The organism is Neobacillus sp. FW104-15D2, assembly GCF_058790155.1.
Genome location: NZ_JBYTCJ010000001.1, coordinates 338,111 through 355,299, shown reverse-complemented (window position 1 = coordinate 355,299; position 17,189 = coordinate 338,111). Strand labels below are relative to the sequence as shown.

The 17,189-nt window shown below is 38.5% G+C and carries 17 protein-coding genes and 1 tRNA gene; 4 read left to right on the top strand and 14 right to left on the bottom strand.

The features are described from left to right. The 9 genes from AC3WR0_RS01755 to AC3WR0_RS01715 form a co-directional block, all read right to left on the bottom strand. A partial coding sequence (locus AC3WR0_RS01755; protein ID WP_492550707.1) for a glycoside hydrolase family 32 protein occupies positions 1–497 on the bottom strand: 497 nt, incomplete at its 3' end. 6 nt (positions 498–503) lie between these two features. Then, positions 504–1,484, bottom strand: a complete 981-nt coding sequence (locus tag AC3WR0_RS01750) for a carbohydrate kinase family protein (RefSeq protein ID WP_492550706.1) — start codon at positions 1,482–1,484, stop codon at positions 504–506. A gap of 94 nt (positions 1,485–1,578) precedes the next feature. Beyond that, positions 1,579–3,213 carry an ABC transporter substrate-binding protein gene (locus tag AC3WR0_RS01745; RefSeq protein ID WP_492550705.1) on the bottom strand — a complete coding sequence of 545 codons (1,635 nt, stop codon included), beginning with the start codon at positions 3,211–3,213 and terminating at the stop codon, positions 1,579–1,581. A gap of 37 nt (positions 3,214–3,250) precedes the next feature. Further along, entirely contained in the window at positions 3,251–4,135 is an 885-nt protein-coding gene (locus AC3WR0_RS01740) for a carbohydrate ABC transporter permease (protein ID WP_492550704.1), read from the bottom strand. A gap of 24 nt (positions 4,136–4,159) precedes the next feature. Further along, positions 4,160–5,062: an ABC transporter permease gene (locus AC3WR0_RS01735; RefSeq protein WP_492550716.1), complete on the bottom strand. Its 903-nt coding sequence runs from the start codon at positions 5,060–5,062 to the stop codon at positions 4,160–4,162. Between the two features lie 243 nt (positions 5,063–5,305). Then, entirely contained in the window at positions 5,306–6,637 is a 1,332-nt protein-coding gene (locus AC3WR0_RS01730) for an ABC transporter substrate-binding protein (RefSeq protein ID WP_492550703.1), read from the bottom strand. Positions 6,638–6,674: 37 nt separating this feature from the next. Next, positions 6,675–8,267 (bottom strand): response regulator transcription factor, encoded by a 1,593-nt coding sequence (locus tag AC3WR0_RS01725; RefSeq protein ID WP_492550702.1) that lies wholly within the window; start codon positions 8,265–8,267, stop codon positions 6,675–6,677. Continuing rightward, positions 8,242–10,038 carry a sensor histidine kinase gene (locus tag AC3WR0_RS01720; protein ID WP_492550701.1) on the bottom strand — a complete coding sequence of 599 codons (1,797 nt, stop codon included), beginning with the start codon at positions 10,036–10,038 and terminating at the stop codon, positions 8,242–8,244. The genes AC3WR0_RS01725 and AC3WR0_RS01720 overlap by 26 nt, the downstream gene beginning before the upstream one ends. A gap of 73 nt (positions 10,039–10,111) precedes the next feature. Beyond that, positions 10,112–10,252 carry a hypothetical protein gene (locus AC3WR0_RS01715; protein WP_492550700.1) on the bottom strand — a complete coding sequence of 47 codons (141 nt, stop codon included), beginning with the start codon at positions 10,250–10,252 and terminating at the stop codon, positions 10,112–10,114. Positions 10,253–10,746: 494 nt separating this feature from the next. Here AC3WR0_RS01715 and AC3WR0_RS01710 point away from each other — a divergent pair, with 494 nt between their 5' ends. Continuing rightward, positions 10,747–10,878, top strand: a complete 132-nt coding sequence (locus tag AC3WR0_RS01710; RefSeq protein WP_492550699.1) for a helix-turn-helix domain-containing protein — start codon at positions 10,747–10,749, stop codon at positions 10,876–10,878. 154 nt (positions 10,879–11,032) lie between these two features. Beyond that, entirely contained in the window at positions 11,033–12,184 is a 1,152-nt protein-coding gene (locus tag AC3WR0_RS01705; RefSeq protein ID WP_492550698.1) for a site-specific integrase, read from the top strand. Between the two features lie 117 nt (positions 12,185–12,301). Here the strand turns inward: AC3WR0_RS01705 and AC3WR0_RS01700 are convergent. Then, positions 12,302–12,398, bottom strand: a tRNA-Sec gene (locus AC3WR0_RS01700). 144 nt (positions 12,399–12,542) lie between these two features. Between AC3WR0_RS01700 and AC3WR0_RS01695 the strand changes: the two genes are divergently transcribed. Further along, positions 12,543–12,974, top strand: coding sequence for a DUF2621 domain-containing protein (locus AC3WR0_RS01695; RefSeq protein WP_492550697.1), 432 nt, complete (start codon positions 12,543–12,545; stop codon positions 12,972–12,974). A 65-nt stretch (positions 12,975–13,039) separates the two neighbouring features. Here the strand turns inward: AC3WR0_RS01695 and AC3WR0_RS01690 are convergent, their stop codons facing one another. The 3 genes from AC3WR0_RS01690 to AC3WR0_RS01680 form a co-directional block, all read right to left on the bottom strand. Further along, entirely contained in the window at positions 13,040–13,522 is a 483-nt protein-coding gene (locus tag AC3WR0_RS01690) for a CcdC family protein (protein ID WP_492550696.1), read from the bottom strand. A 141-nt stretch (positions 13,523–13,663) separates the two neighbouring features. Further along, positions 13,664–14,023: a response regulator gene (locus AC3WR0_RS01685; protein WP_027320820.1), complete on the bottom strand. Its 360-nt coding sequence runs from the start codon at positions 14,021–14,023 to the stop codon at positions 13,664–13,666. Positions 14,024–14,169: 146 nt separating this feature from the next. Then, positions 14,170–14,880: a cytochrome c biogenesis CcdA family protein gene (locus AC3WR0_RS01680; RefSeq protein WP_492550695.1), complete on the bottom strand. Its 711-nt coding sequence runs from the start codon at positions 14,878–14,880 to the stop codon at positions 14,170–14,172. Between the two features lie 257 nt (positions 14,881–15,137). Here AC3WR0_RS01680 and AC3WR0_RS01675 point away from each other — a divergent pair, with 257 nt between their 5' ends. Continuing rightward, the gene (locus AC3WR0_RS01675; RefSeq protein WP_035442842.1) at positions 15,138–15,314 is read left to right on the top strand and encodes an aspartyl-phosphate phosphatase Spo0E family protein; all 177 of its coding nucleotides are present in this window, start codon (positions 15,138–15,140) and stop codon (positions 15,312–15,314) included. An 81-nt stretch (positions 15,315–15,395) separates the two neighbouring features. On the opposite strand, the gene AC3WR0_RS01670 is transcribed toward AC3WR0_RS01675, so the two are convergent. Next, positions 15,396–17,189, bottom strand: a complete 1,794-nt coding sequence (locus AC3WR0_RS01670) for an ABC transporter ATP-binding protein (protein ID WP_492550694.1) — start codon at positions 17,187–17,189, stop codon at positions 15,396–15,398.

The window sequence follows — 17,189 nt, the reverse complement described above, 5'->3', positions numbered from 1 at the left end:
ATCCACTTATTCTTATCCTCATGCCAAAATACTTTCGGATCACGGAAATCAGTGATAGATTCCTCCGTTAATACGGGGTTCCCCTCATATTTATTCCAAGTACGGCCATGATCCTTACTATAGGCAAGACTCTGTCTCTGCCTTGATCGATCTGAATCCGGATATTGGTCAGCATGTGTAAAAATCGCTACTAGACCAGAAGCACCTTGAAAAAATCCTGTTGAATCATTCCAATCAACAACCACACTGCCAGAAAAAATATCACCATGCTTGTCAGGTTCCAATGCGATAGGAAGGTGATCCCATTGGATTAAATCCTTACTTACGGCATGGCCCCAATGCATCGGACCCCATGTTGTTCCGTAAGGATGATGCTGATAAAACAAATGGTACTCCCCGGCATAGTAAACCATCCCATTTGGATCATTCATCCAGTTTGATTCCGGTGAGAAATGATACTGCGGACGAAATTTTTCTTTCACATCAATTTTATTCATTATGATTCAATTCTCCTGTTCACATAGAATCTGGTTGTCTCTTAATGCATTAATTTCTTCCACGGATGGCATAGCCGGGATCGCCCCCTTTTTCGTTGTTGCTAATGCTCCTACCGCATTTGCAAATGATACCATTTTCTCTACATCTTCCAAACTCAAATTAGATAACAAACGATTATTCTCAAGTATTTGATAAAGGATGCCCGCTAAAAAGGCATCGCCAGCACCTGTTGTATCGATTGACTCCACCTTATAACCACTGCATTTTCCTACTTTTTCTCCTAATCGAAAATAGCAGCCCTCAGCCCCCATCGTAACAAAGATTAATTCGGTATGGTATTGTTTATAAATATAATCCGTTCCTGTATGAGGGTCTTTCGAGCCGGAGATAAATTCAAGCTCTTCTTCAGATATTTTTAAAACATTGGCATATTGTAAACCTACATTAAACATAGCCTTTGCATGACTTAAACTCTCCCAAAGATTCACTCTTAAATTAGGATCAAAAGAGATGAGATGACCCTTTTCTTTCGCATACTTAATCGCCATTAAAGTGGCAGAAGCAGCAGGTTCGTGTGTCATTGATATCGACCCGAAATGGAAGATACGCGTATGATCTAATAACTCTAGATTAACTTCTTGCTCGTTTAACATCATATCCGCCCCAGGATTACGATAAAAACTGAAAGACCGATCCCCTTGTTCATCTAAATGTACAAAAGCTAGTGTTGTATTTGTCTCATTCGAGAACACAAGACCCTTCGTGTTGATGTTATTCTTCCCTAGAACAGAATGTAAATAATGACCAAACTGATCATTACCTACCTTACCAATAAACGCAGTTTTTTTTCCTAACTTTGCTAGTGCTGCAAGAACGTTTGCTGGGGCTCCTCCTGGATTCCTTTCAAACTGAACTTCACCACTTTCTGATTTACCTGCTGGCGTAAAGTCTATCAATAATTCACCCACTGCCGTTACATCGAACATGTCTACTCACCTAACTTTATAAAAAATAAGCCGAACAGAAACGAAATTCTGTTTCGGCTTGGAAGGTCATTCTTTAATTTAATAATCTACTAACTTATTCCCCAGCATTATACTTATCTAGAGCTTTTTGTTTAATGTCTAATAGTTTTGGAAGTCCGTTTTTGTCCAATTGTTTTACATAGTCGTCCCATTGTTTTTCAATACCGCCTTTTAAAATCCATTCCGCTTTCTTTCTTTCCACATATGGTTTTACCACTGTCTCTAGTTGTGTTAATTGATCTTGATTGTCTTTACTTAAGAAAATTGGTGGATAATTATAGGTTGCTTTCATAAAAGGAACATATATTTTATGCAGGATATCAAGTCTCCAAGCAGCATCATCTGGCATGGTCGTTACCGTTCCATAGTAGTTATTTAAAACGGCCAAAGGTCCATCAACATTTGTTTTTTGTCTTATATCCCAAGGTGAAGCGGAACCAAGCGGTAAATGTTTTAGAGAACCATTGCTGGTAAGTTCAAAGATATTTTGTTGCTTCTTATCTCCATAAGTACCCCAGTTATTTTGTACAGATTGAATTGGTTCATAAGCCTTGTCAATCCATTTTGCTGTTAATTCAAGATTCTTGTTTGCACTTGTAACGACCATTCGGCCCCTATCAAAACCATATCCATTGGTCCTTGCTACATTGATCTGCCCATCTGGTCCTTTTAATGGGGGAAGTGGAACATAATCTTCATTATTACCAGAAATATTGGCTCTGTCCCACGTAAAGTATAAGCCGTAGCGACCGTTTTTCCCTTTGGCCACATACGTATTCCAATCTTGCGTAAAGGCCTCCTTATCGATTAAACCCTTTTGCTGCAGCTGGTGAAGCCATTCAATTCCCTTTTTATATCCCTCTTGGTTTGCTGTATACCTGACTTTCTTATCTTCTGATACTACATAATGATCATAGTTATCGCCTGATCCGAAGGCACCTAAGAGCATAGCCGGATCTTCACCGCCATGGTTGATCATGAACGACATCGGAATGATATCATTTTTCCCCTCTGGCTTCTTTTCTTTAAACGCAATTAAGACTTTTTCTAACTCATCAGTAGTTGTCGGCATTTTTAAACCTAACTCATCTAACCATTTCTTATTAATCCAAGGTATGTCATCTAACGCTTGAATCGCTTCTTTCCCACTGCCAAGTTCCTCTATCCATGGGAAGGAATAGATATGTCCATCCGAAGCAGTGATTAATTTTTTATATTCCGGACGAGTATCTAGAACTTTCGTGAAATTTGGCATATATTTATCAATTAGTGTTTCTACAGGGACAATAACTCCTTGTTTGGCGTATCTCAGAATATCATTATCACTTAAGCCAGCATGAAAAACGGCATCCGGCAGGTCGCCGCTAGCAAGCTCCAAGTTTCTTTTATCTCCAAATTGTTCCCAAGGATAATTCGTCCAATCGATATGAACATTTGTATCTTTTCCTACTCTTTTCCAAATTAATTTATCATTTGGATCCTTTGGCGCAATTGGTGAACTTTGTGTTAAAAATTTAAGTGTCACCTTTTTATCTAATGGAAAATTGATATTTTTCAGTTCATACTTTGGTGATGAATTGGCCCCATCTGCCTCTTTTTTCGAACTGGCGGAATTCGAACAACCTGAAGCTAGTAAACTTGTAACGAGCGCTGCTGTTATTAAAAAACTCATCTTTTTCTTTTTCTTCATGATCTTTCACCCCATTTAATAGTTTAAAATTAATTTTTTAACCCTTTATTGAACCCACCATTACTCCTTTTTCAAAGTACTTTTGGAAGAATGGATATATTATTATTAGCGGCAAACTGGAGATGACAATACTTGAATACTTGACCATTTCCGCAATTTGCTGCAGCTGGGCTGTGTTTTGTGCGTCTTGAATCATGCCAGGTCTAGGCTGCATTTGAACAAGAATTGATCGAAGGACAATTTGTAAAGGCTGTAAATTCTCGCTTTTTAAATAAATCATGGCATCAAAATAAGAATTCCACTGTGCGACAAATTGATATAACACTAATACAGCTATGATTGGTTTACTTAGTGGAAGCAATATTTTAAAGAAAAACTGGATTTCTGATGTACCGTCAACAATAGCGGCTTCTCGTAATTCATCTGGGATGCCTTGAAAGTAGGCTCTTGCTAAAATAATGTTCCATACATTTACAGCACCTGGTAATAAAATGGCCCAAATCGTATCCAGCATATTTAAATTTTTGACTAGCAGATACGTTGGGATTAATCCCCCGCCAAAAAACATCGTTATAATAAAGAGAGTCATCATCAATTTTCTGCCGACAAAATCCTTCCTTGATAATGGATAAGCGGCGAATAACGTGATTGTAACTGAAATAATCGAAAAAGCAGTGGAGTAAAAAAGTGAATTCCTAAAACCTATTAATAGTGATCCATCTTTAAATACTCGTAAGTATCCCTGAAGTGTCCATTTGGATGGATTAAGGGTAATCCCACTGTTTAACAAAGTTGCTGGATTTGTAAACGATGCCAAAATGACATAAATTAATGGGATTAAAATAGCAAATACGATTATGGTCAGGATAATCCCGTTTGTTGTTAAGATGGCTTTATCAGCCCTCGTTTGATCCTTAAACATTCCTCTCACCTCCATCTAGTAGATTTATATACCTTCTCCTTCGTTTAACCGTTTTACGATTTGGTTAACGCTGATTAGTAAAATGACATTAATCACGGCGTTGAAAAGCCCAATTGCTGTTGAGTAACCATAGTCCCCCATCTGCAAGCCAATTTTATAAACATAGGTTGGCAATATTTCAGATGTAGGAAGGTTCATTGATGTTTGCAATAAATACGCTTTTTCAAACCCAAGGCTCATGATGTTTCCGGCAGCTAAAATAAATTGAATCACCATAATCGGTTTAATCGTTGGCAAATCGATATGACGTATTTGCTTCAATATATTAGCTCCATCTATTTTTGCAGCATCAATTAAGTCTTGGCTTACATTGGAAAGTGCTGCTAAATAAACAATCGAGGCCCAACCTGCAAATTGCCAAATATCACTTATAATATAGATCGACCTAAAATAACTAGGTTCTGTCATGAAAGAGATACTGTCTCCACCCAAAAAAGTGATGAATCGATTAACAGGCCCAACCGGTGATAGGAAAATAAAAACGATTCCAACTACCACAACGACTGAAATAAAATTTGGAGCATATAAGACTAATTGAATATTTTTCTTAATGGACACTCTTTTAATTCGATGAATCATAAGTGCTAGAATAATAGGTACAGGAAAGCCAATTATTAATCCAAAGGCACTTAATTTTAGGGTGTTCTTTAAGAGATCCATAAAATCTGGGGTGCTCATAAACTTCTCGAAATTCTTCCATCCAATCCACGGACTACCCATAATTCCTTGTAGTGGATTAAAATCTTTGAAGGCAATTATGGCTCCGTACATGGGTACGTATTTAAAAATAATAAGCAGGATTAAGGCTGGAAGAACAAGGAGATATAATTGATAATTGGTCTTCATATACTTTAAATTCCTCGACATTTTGGTGCCCACTTCTGCTTTCCTTACTTCGTTTGAAACATTCTCTACCTTTTGGTATATCTGTTCCACAATTGCTTCCTCCTCTCAGGGGTATTTTCTTCTTCTGACTTTACTTTAACAAAATGACTCCTATGAATATTTCAATATTTTCGGTTTAAGGTATTTAATATTTTCGGCACTTTGAAATCGGTTACATTTGAATAAATAATAAAAAACCTCTAGTTTTGAACTAGAGGATACTTTTTATGGATTCTGTATTTGTTTTAAACTAGTGTTAATTTTCTCCACCGCTTCCTTTGCAGAAGCCCCTACATCATTTCCGCCAAGTCCAACTTCTTCAAATAAGGTCTTTAGGGCGTCGCTGATCACAGGATAAGCCGGGGTAACCGGGCGGTTTTTAGAAAATTTTTGCGCTTGTTGCAAAAAGATATTTTTAGGATATTGATTAAATTCAGGAAAGTCTTTAGCAACAGAGTACCTAGCAGGTATATCACCCGTTTCCTTCACATACATTTTTATCCCTTCATAACTTGTAACATACTTGATAAACTCCCAAGCTTCGGTTGAGTTTTTAGTTTTGGAGGAGATACCGAGAGCCCAGCCTCCATTTGGAACAACTTGGTACTTCTCTTTTGGCAAAGGGGCAATCCCAAAATCTTCGCCTAATTTAAATTTGGAATTATTCTCCAGATCCTTCAATGTCCAAGATCCAAGAACAGTCATCGCAAGCTTCCCTGATATAAATGGGTCTGGCGGTAATTCAAAACCGGCCACTTTATTTTTATAGTATAAATCTTGATAAAATTGCAGGGCTTTTAAAGCCTCTTTTGAATCCAAATACCCGCTTGCAGTTGTTCCATCTGGACTTAGCACGTCCGCTCCAAACTGCCAAAGGAGAGGCATTTTAAAATAAGCAGGAGACTCGCCATCATTAAAGCCCTGTGCTGGATCAATACCATATACTCCCTTTTCAGGATGAGTTAGTTTTTTGGCAATCTGCAGCACTTCCTCCCATGTCATTGGCTTATTGGGATTGCCTGAAGGAAGAGGTATGCCTGCATTTTTAAAAAGCCGCTTATTATAAAATAATGCAATACTAGATTCAACGAGAGGAGCCAAGTAAATAGCACCCTGAAAACTCATTCCTTTTAATGTCGATTCAGGGATATCCTCAATATGTCCCTCTTTTCTCATATATGAACCGAGTGATAATAAGGAACCTGTATTGGCATAAAGAGCCAAGGTCGGGCTGTCAATTGTCAGCACATCCGGAGGGTTTCCAGTGGCCAACTCAGTTCTCAGTCTGATTTCATAATCACTATAAGGATAAGATTTCATATGAACTTTAATACCAGGATGAGCCGCTTCAAAAGAAGAAACTAATTTTTCATATGCTTTATTTTCTGCTGCGTTTCCATTATTGCGCCAGAAGGTTAGCACGATTGGGTTTGTTTTATTTCGTTTTTCAATATTTTCTGATTTACTGCTAGAGAATGTATCAAAAAAAGATAGCGCATACAAGGAACTACTTATAAGTAAAATAGCAAAAATAATCAAAGATAACCATTTTTTCATCTACATTCCCTCACCTTCCTGCTTAAAAAAATCAAACTTATGAATCTATAGAGTTTCGGAACTCAACAGGGGTTTGTCCAAAATACTTTTTAAAAACGGTACTAAAATACCCTGAGTTAGAAAAGCCAGTCAGGTTTGCCACATCAATGATTTTAAGCTCTTTATCTTTAAGGAACTGCCTAGCCTTCTGTAGTCTTAATTGGACAAGATAATCGCTGAAATTTTGTCCAACAGTCTGTTTAAACGTTTCGGATAAATGTGCACTATTGATATGGAAGAGTTCCGATAGCATGGAAAGGGAAATTTCATTTGCGTAATGCTGTTCCAAATATTGCTGAACACTTGCTACGATCACTTTTCCGTTTGAAAAACGCGCTACATGGACCTTCTCGATAATTAGCTTCGCTAATTGAAGAAGATGCTCGATTACTTTAGTTTGCGAATTGAGTTCCCAAATGCTTTGCTGACAATTCCACATTACCTTTTGAAAATCGTTTGTTTCCATATTATATTTTCTTGCGAGTGAGCCTAACAAAAATAACACTCGATTAGCAGCGAAGGTAAAGGACATAATTGAGAGGTTTCGGTTCCCTTCCAATAAGAAGTATATATTCTCTTTAAATGCCTCGTAATTGACACTTTCAATTCCATTAGTTAACTTTCTTTCAAACTCAGGTGAAAACTCAAATACTTCTTCTTTTACATTCGACCCATCCAATACCTGTGATTGTGAGCCGAGTTGGCTTTGGCTCCATGCAAGTAAACTAGAGATATAACCTGTCTTAAAATTTGTAATTCCACAAATCACATTTCCAATTCCAACAACCGTTTCTAATTTCAAGAGTCTCTTAATCGTCTGTTGTATTTCTTTTACTAGCCTTGAAGGACTGTCCCTATTGTCGGAATCGAGAAGCTGTAAAAAGTGAATCATATTTGCATAACTAGGGTCATAAAACGAAAACGTTTGTGGATGATCTTTTGCAATTTCCTTACATAACATCTGAAAGGGAAGCCATAGTTCCTTTAATCGATTCGGATTGTATTCTTTCTCTCTTATTTCTACCGTAACAAATTGTACCTCTGCGTTTTCATTCACAAGATCTTCTAAATGCAATTGGCGCAATCTCTCTGTTACTATGTTTAGCTCTAGCCATTCCTCTTTTACAAGGTAGAGTAAATATTGCTCCTGAACTTCTTGAAGCTGAGAATGAACAAGCCTGCGCAATCGAGCTGATTCTGCTTGGATCCGCTTCTCTTCTTCCACTTCCTTACGAATCTTACACAATACCTCTACTAATTCATCAGGGGCAACGGGTTTCAACAAGTAGTCTTTTACCCCTTCTTTCAATGAACCTCTTACATATTCAAAATCAGAATAACCCGATAAAACAACTACCCTTACGTTCGGAAATTCTTGCTGACAACGTTTCGCTAATTCAATTCCATCCATAATCGGCATCCTCATATCCGTAATAACCACATCGATATTCAAATCCCGAAGCAATTCAAGCGCTTCTGCTCCATTAGACGCCTCCCCTGCAATTTGGAAGCCTTCTTCTTCCCAGTTCACTTTCATTCGTAAGCCTTTACGAATTTGAATCTCGTCATCTGTGATGATCACCTTCAACATGCCTATCACCCCGATCTGTATTGATACATAACGTAATCCGTGTGCCTGCATTCCTTTCAGATTCAATCGTATACGAGAAATTTGGACCATAGTAAAGTTTCAAGCGACTTAGTACATTCCTTAGTCCTATGCTGCTTCCTTTACTCATGAGGACACTATTTATATCATTCTTCGTTTCAACACTCATTAGATCGGAGATTACTTCTTCAGACATTCCGATCCCCTTATCTTTAATAACAATAAATACCAAATGATTACTTTGTTTGGTTTTAATAAAAATTTCTGCGGAGGTTTTTTCGATAAAACTATATTTCACTGCATTCTCGACGAGCGGCTGTAAAATAAATTTAATAATAGGAAGACTTCTTGTCTCTAAATCTTCTTCAATCTCAATTGATATAGCATCTTCATATCTTAGCTTTAATATTTCAGTGTAACTGTGGATATACTTTAACTCTTCTCCCAAATTTACTACATCACTGTGCGTGTTCAAGGAATATCTCATCATTCGGCCTAAGTGAACACTTACATCCATAACCTGTTTATTTTTTCCTTGCATTGCTAATCCACCAATAATTTCAAGCGTATTATTTAAAAAGTGTGGATTGATTTGTAATAATAAGGCTTTATATTCCGCATCTTTTTGGCGTAAATTTGCCTCATATTCGGTTTCAATTAAATTCTTCAACCGATCAATCGTCTGATTAAAAACTGTTATTAGGTAACCCACTTCGTTATTAGCTGATTTTATGGTCGGCATAAAGCGTTTGGCACCAGAAAAATCACCGTCTTCAATATACCTCATTGCTTTTGCCAATTTACCTAAAGGGCTAACAATATTCGAAGAAATCATATAAGAAGCTACAATCGTTATTAAAAACACGATTGCACTAGTTAACAGAAGGTTCCGTTGTAAACGCATTACCTTAGCGAATAATTCAGACTTGGTTACTTCACTAATTAAAATCCAATCGCCTACCCCTAACTTCTGATAAAAAACTAAATATGTTTCTCCATGATCTTCCGTTTCGATTAATCCCTTTTGATTTTTAGCATCGCTTAATTTAATTAAGTTTTGTTTCAAAACCATTTTAGGAGTTCCGATCTTTCCAGGCAGAATATTTTCGCCATTATGATTGATCAAATAAGCATGCCCGTTTTTTCCAATCTTGGTTTTATTCAACGATGTTTCAAGCAATTCTGAAGGAAAATTCACCTTAATCATTCCATATGATACAAATGTATTCATATCGAAGAGGGGTAAAATATAGCTATTAATGTTACCTTGAGTTGGCTGAAATGGATCAATATGCGACCTAATATATCGCTGTTTATTTTGAGAATAGTCTTTATACCAATCTACTTGATTTAAGTTTGAGAAATTCCCCCATGTCCCTGTCCCATCATTCAAAACAACTGAAATCGACATGCCATTTGAATTGTTTACCATCATCGACGATAACAGCATTTTGAGTTGATTCTTCTGTAGCAGCCTCTGTCCATCGGATATATGGGCATTCTTGCTTTCTAGTTTGATCCATTTTTGTGTCGTTTGGTTCACGAGTACCTGATTCCCTAAATCTTTCGCTTGCGTTGTGATGGAATCAATAAAAAGCGAATATTGGTCCATAGCCTCCACTGTCAGTTCCTGAGTCTGTTCCTCAATGATGGATGTAAACCATCTTGGTATAATAAAGGACAATATAATTAACGGGATTGTTAATAAACAAGTAAATACGATAAATAAACGATTACGTAAGGAAAAAAACATATCAGTCCCCCTGAAGGCTTAAGTAAGCCCTTACATCATTATGCATTTTTTCTAATCTAGTAGTATTATTAATTCAATTTAACATATCCTTTCTCACCATAACATTGTAATTTAATAGGCTGCCTTCTACTACTAGTAATTTAGTTAAATATTCTCCCTGACGTGATGGTGTCGCAAAGACACCAGCCTTGATTTTATTTCCAACATGACTCATATTAGATAATTCCTCCTAGAATGTTAGTTTTGGTTTTAGTCCAGCTGCTTAGATTTCGCTTTTCAAGAAATTCCTCGTAAGGATGCTGGCAGGGACATCCAACAACGTGTTAAGAACCGATTCGACAGTAAAAGGTTAAAAATCCTGTTAAAAGAGCTTGAGGAACGTGGATTCATTAACACGTTCTTTGAAAAGGACTTTGGGAAACCCAAACAATATTTAATGGTAAATCCTTTTTTGCTAAAAACCTCCCCCAATACCCCCAAACGGAATGAAGCGTTGGTGTAGCAAGCTTTTGAACAAAAACGAGCAGCCTCCTATCTTTCCCAATTATCCCCTTTCGAACGGGGATAGCGGGGAAGGCATGGGGATAGTATTCTTCCATGGATGACAGCCGCGGGATCACACTTTAAGCGAAATGGGGCAAATGGGGACAATTTTATTAAATTATAAATCAGTGCTAGAAACATTTTAAACAATTTGAGAGATATATCATGACAAAAACATCTGAACTGCCGGAAGTGTTGGAAGTAAAGGATCTGCAAGATTTCCTAGGTATCGGCCGAAGCCAAGCCTATCAATTAGTCAAATCGAACTCATTCCATACCGTAAGGGTTGGAAAATGAATTCTGGTTTCAAAAAAATCATTTTTGGAATGGTTTGAAGGCAACCATTTAACGGCATAACATTTGCTTTTGATAAAAAAACAGAAGGACACTAAGTGATATTTTGCCACAAGTTACCCGATTGTTTTATGATAACAGTAGGTGCAAATGCTTGGTGTCCAGCTTTATTTGGAGGAAAAATAATGGCTGGGCTGGTTATCCTAAGAAAGATAAGAATGGAACATATTATTTTGTTTTGGAGGCTGGGACAGACTCGAATGGCAATCGGAAGAGAATTAAAAGACGTGGCTTTAAAAAAATCAGCGAGGCAAAAGCAGCCATGGCCGAATTAATGCTCGAAATACAAAGAGGCAACTTGGCAGTTGAAAAAAAGTTGTTGTTAGGGGATTATTTGGAATACTGGCTGGAAAACTACGCTAAGACGAATCTTAAGCCTAAACCGCTTGCTGAATACGAGAAAATCATCAAAACCCATCTTCACCCTTCTTTAGGTCACATCTCATTAAGAGACTTAAAACCTATAGAGCTGCAAAACTACTATAAGGTAAAATTACAAACATTTTCAGCACAAACGGTCATGCACCATCACCGCGTTTTGTCAAAGGCCCTAAATGATGCGATTGATTGGGAATTCATCAACAAAAACGTGACCAAAGGAGCTAAGCCTCCAAAACCGGTTAAGCCAGAAATGAAAACACTAAGTGCAGAACAGCTCAATGAATTGTTGAAAATGGCAAAGGAAAAAACCCCGGTATACTTCCCAGTGATTTATGCAGCTGCCCATACCGGAATGCAAAAAAGCGAGTTAATTGGACTCTCTTGGGAAAATGTTGATTTTACAACAGGTAAGGTTTATATCCGCCAAACCATTACAGAAGCAAACGGGAAATATTTCTTTAATAAAATTCCCAAGAACGAGAAACCCAGAGGTATAAGGTTAACCTCGGAATTGTTCAAGCTTCTGCTAAAACTGAAGGATGAACACGACCATCGAGAAAAAATCCTTGGAGATTCCTTTAACCCTCATCGCTTAGTCTTTTGCAATACTAAAGGGAATATCATGGCTCCAACTGAAATTACCAGAGCGCTGAAAAGGTGTTTAAAAGCGGCGAACCTTCCAGACATTCGGTTTCATGACCTAAGGCATTCACATGCAACGATACTACTGAAGGAAAATGTGCATCCGAAGATAGTCAGTGCCCGTTTAGGCCACTCCAAAATTAATGTGACTATGGATCTTTATTCGCACCTGACAGATTCAATTGAAGGGATAGCCGTCGACCATTTAAATGGGTTGCTTGAGTAGTATTTGGGCACCAAAAACACAAATGGCACCATTTTGGGCACCACCTATAAAAAAAGACCGATTGCACTCGGTCTCCTGCTTTATAATTATTAGTGAAAAGCTTTGGAATGATTGGGTTGGCGGGACTGCGTGGGAATCGAACCCACCTGACCTGGCACGCAGGTCACAAGCGGTTTTGAAGACCGTGGAGGACACCAGTACCCCATTCAGCCCCGTGTATGAGAACATATTTATTATACTAATAAAACAGCCTGTCTATCAATAGATTTCACTTAATTGCCAATAATAGACGATTGCTTGTCTAATATAGTGAAAACAGTCTATAATAAAGTGAAATTATTTTTTGTAGGTGAAAAGAATGCAGCAGCTGCACGGTTGGTTTTTATGGTTTATATTATTTTGGGTTCTTTTTCTGGTTGGATCATTTGGAATCGGCGGTTTCTTTATGTTCAGGAAGTTCTTGAAAAAGCTGCCAAAGCAGGATGGAAAGTCTGTTATGGACTGGGAAGAGCATTTTGTGAATAAATCCCTCCATTTGTGGCATGACGAAGAAAAAGTCCTGCTTAATGATTTAGTTAGCCCCGTCCCTGAATTATTCCGTGATGTGGCAAAACATAAAATTGCTGGTAAGATCGGTGAGTTAGCCCTAAAAGAGAACGCTTCACGCATAACTGAGGATCTGGTTATCCGCGGCTATATACTAGCTACACCAAAGCGCGATCACAAATTCTTGCGTAAAAAGCTAAACGAAAACAAAATTAGCGTTGCTCCATTTGAACATTTATTTTAAAACTGACAGGCTGCCCTGGCAGTTTTTTATTTTACCTTAAAACAAAAGCACCTGATAACAGGTGCTTAAGCTTTTCTTCCACTGTGAAGCTCCCTATAGAGCTTCTGATAATTCTTATACATCGCTATACGCCAAGGTACGATCATGCTGAATGCCAGCAGGAAGAACATGCCACTGAGCTGGGTAACATCAATTTCCGAGCTCAAAATTGTTTTTAGAACAATCCTGATGATAAGCAAGCCAATCAGGATAAACACAAAGGCTTTAGAGCGTTTTAGATAAATGTCGTTATCTTTGATTTCAAATGTAGACGTTTTAATTAGAAAAATAGAAAAAAACATTCCCACTGCAACGGCCTCGAGGATTTCCATTCCTGTCAGTCTGAAAGGCGGATAAAGATACATCAGGGCCCCTGTGCTCATAAAAAACGGAGGAAGAATTATTTTCCTTGCTGAAGCCGGTTTTTTCGCAGCTTTCAGTCTCACAAACATAACAGCTACAGCCATTAAGGCAGCACCAATCGAAGAAGCTATTACTGCGTTGCTCAAATCGATCATCCCTATCAAAATAATTTTAACAGCAACTATAATCACTGTATTTAACTGGTTTCACTCTATTTTATATCATACATTCTATCCTAAGTAATGATATTTTTCACTGAAAGAAATAAAAAAGCCTAAAATGGCTTTTTATTTCAGCACCCTATTTATGGCGTCCAGTACCCGGCCTTCGTCAAAAGGCTTTACAACAAAGTCCTTTGCACCGGTTTCAATCGCTTCGACCACCATTTTTTGCTGGCCCATGGCTGAGCACATGATGATTTTTGCTTCCGGGTCGCCCTGTTTAATTTGTCTTACTGCCTCAAGGCCACTCATCTCCGGCATGGTTACATCCATTGTGACAAGGTCAGGTTTTAACTCTTCGTAAAGTTTTACTGCCTCGCTGCCGTTTTCAGCCTCTCCCACTACATCATGGTTTGCTTTTATTAGAATATTCGTCAGCGTCATTCTCATAAATTTTGCATCGTCTACTATTAATATCCTTGCCAATGCTGTTACCCCCCTGGCATACCGGATTAAATCCCGAAGCCATCTTTCAATCTATTAATTTCAGCATTTTTTAGAACCATATCCATTAATATATCGGATTAACAGAATAATTTCAATTTATTGCTTCGCCATTCTCCACAGGTTTTTTAGAAGCCTGTAAATCCGCCAAAAAGACTCTGGAAGGCAATAATAATTTTAGTCAGCCAGTTAAAGAACAGCATGATTCCCATTACGATCATAATATAGCCGCCGACCATCATGATTTTCGCGCTGTTGCGGCGAATCCATTTCATACGGCCGATAAAGAATGAAAGGATGAAGAACGGGATGGCAAATCCCAAAATATAACCGCTCATATAAAGCATGCTTGAGCCCGGATTGGTTGCGGAAAGGGATAGAACGGCCCCAAGAATCGGACCTGTACAAGGCGTCCAGCCGGCTGCAAAGGCCATACCGATCAGGATGGATCCGATAAATCCGGAAGGACGGTGCTTGAATTCAAGCCGGCGGTCCTTCATAAGAAATTCTGGTTTAAATACGCCAACCACTATTAATCCGAATAAGACCATAAAGATGGCACCAAGCTGGCGGATTAAATCCTGATAGTTATAGAAAAAGCGTCCCAGAAGAGAGGTTGTAAATCCTAGAGCAACAAAAATAATGGAAAACCCGATCAGGAAAAAGACCGTATGCAAAATACTTCTTTTTTGAAGCATGGCATTTTCTGTTTTCAGCTCCCCTACTGACATCCCTGTTATGTAAGAAAGAAACGCTGGATACAGGGGAAGACAGCATGGTGAGATAAAGCTTAAAAATCCGGCACCAAGCGCCAGGAAGAAATTCACATCCGTATGCATATCAAACAACTCCTTTGTTCACTGTCTCCATTCTAACAAAATTTACGCCAAGTTGTTAATGTCTGATTTGAAACTTTTGTGTCCCGCAGTTAATTACTTAGTTAATAATGCCCTATACAAAATATGGGTTCTGTGATTGGATATTTATTTACATATATCTTTTGAATTGGTTACCAATATCAGGTATACTAGTAAAGGCTTGAAAATGGATTTCAACTAGACTCCATTTTAATAGATTGCAGAAAGGAACTTTGGCCGTGTTAAAACAGGATTTGCTAGAGATTATCGAAAAAAAGCGGTCAGAATTAATTCTGATAGCGACCAAAAACGGTTTGAGTTCCTCCATCGCCATCAAGTACAGCCAGGAGCTTGACCACCTTTTGAATGAGTACGACAAAAGGTACATTAAAAAAGTCCAAGTGCAGCATTTCTAAAAAATTAAAGTAAGACAATTTCATATGATAATTGAGAAAAAAGCCTGGGGGACGCCCCAGGCTTTCTTAATGTACTATTTATTAATTCACTACATCCTCCAGCCGTTCAACAGAACCGTTTTGCAGCAGGAACATTTTATGATATAGCCCTCTTAACGCAAGGAGCTCCTGATGGGTTCCTCTCTCTACAATCTCACCGTGGTGTAAGACAAGAATTAAGTCCGCATCCTGGATGGTGGACAAACGGTGCGCAATCGCAATCGTTGTCCTTCCCTTCCTCATTTTTTCAAGGGCTGTCTGAATGGCTTCTTCTGTCTCAGTATCAATATTGGCAGTCGCCTCATCCAAAACGAGAATCTTAGGATTGGCTGCCATCGTTCTCGCAAATGCTACCAGCTGACGCTGGCCGCTTGAAAAAGTGGAACCTCGCTCGACTACTTTATGATCGTAGGAATCCTCCAGTTTTTCGATAAAAGCATCCGCCTGAACGAATCTCGCAGCCTCCCTTACCTCTTCCTCTGTTATCGATTGATCATGGAGGCGAATATTGTCTTTGACCGTTCCATAGAAGAGGAACGGATCCTGAAGAACCAGCCCCATTTTTTCTCTTAATTCATCCTTTGCATAGCCCTGGATAGGAACCCCGTCGATTAAAATCTTTCCGCGCTCGAATTCATAAAAGCGCATCAGCAGATTGATAATCGAACTTTTGCCGCTGCCTGTATGGCCTACGAGGGCCACGGTTTCACCAGGATTCGCAGTAAAGGAGATATTTTTCAAAACATCCCTTTTACCATCATAGGAAAAAGAAAGATTCTGAAACTCTATTTTTCCCTGCCCGATTTGTACTGGCTGGTCTATGATTTGAGCTGGCGCAAGTGTGGTATCATCCAAAAGCTTAAACACCCTTGAACCTGCTACAATCGCCTGCTGAAAAAGAGATAGACGCATCATCATCTGATTAACCGGCTCGAAAAAGCGGTCCAGGTAATTGATAAACGCGTACAGCACCCCTATTTGAACAGAGGCAGTGAAAGACGTAATACCAAAAAAGCTTAATACCATAATCAGCCCGAAGGTATAAATCAGGTCGATTGCCGGCCTTAGCAGCAGTCCGTCAATTTTAATATTTTTCATTCCGGCATTGTAATGCTGGTTATTAATATCTTCGAATTCGTTTCTTAGCCTTTTCTCCTGGCGGAATACCTGGATTATGGACATTCCCATCAAAGATTCGCTAAGCTTGGCATTCAGCTGACTGAGTCTTTCCCGCATATCGAGATAGTACTTGGAACTGTATTTCCGGTACATGGCCATGACCAAGATAATAATAGGAATAAACACGACACACAGAAGCGCCATTTTTACATTCAGGATGAACATGGCAATTAATATACCTGTTAGCAAAAATCCGCTTTGAATAAAGGTTGCCAGTACGGTTACGAACATATCCTTAATCGCTTCGGTATCATTTGTTACCCTTGAGACGATACTTCCTGCCGGCGTCCGATCAAAATATTTAAGACCGAGTGCCTGAACCTTAGAAAACACGTCTATTCGCAGCTGCTGGATAATAAACAGCGCCAGCTCTTGAAATTTTACGAGCTGGAAATAAAGGATGACCATTTTCACCACTTGTATTCCCATATAAGCGATTCCCAGCATCAGCAATGGCTTGTATACAAGGTTGCCCGGTGTAAGGTAATCGTCAATAAAAATTTTAACGAGATATGGGCCAACAATATCACCAAGTGTCGTGATCAAAAGGAATGTAAACGCGAGAATAAGATCTTTTTTGTACGGTTTTGTATAGGATAGCAGCCGAAAAAGGATTTTCCTTTGATCTTTTTCGGTCAGCATTTCTGTTTTTTCCAT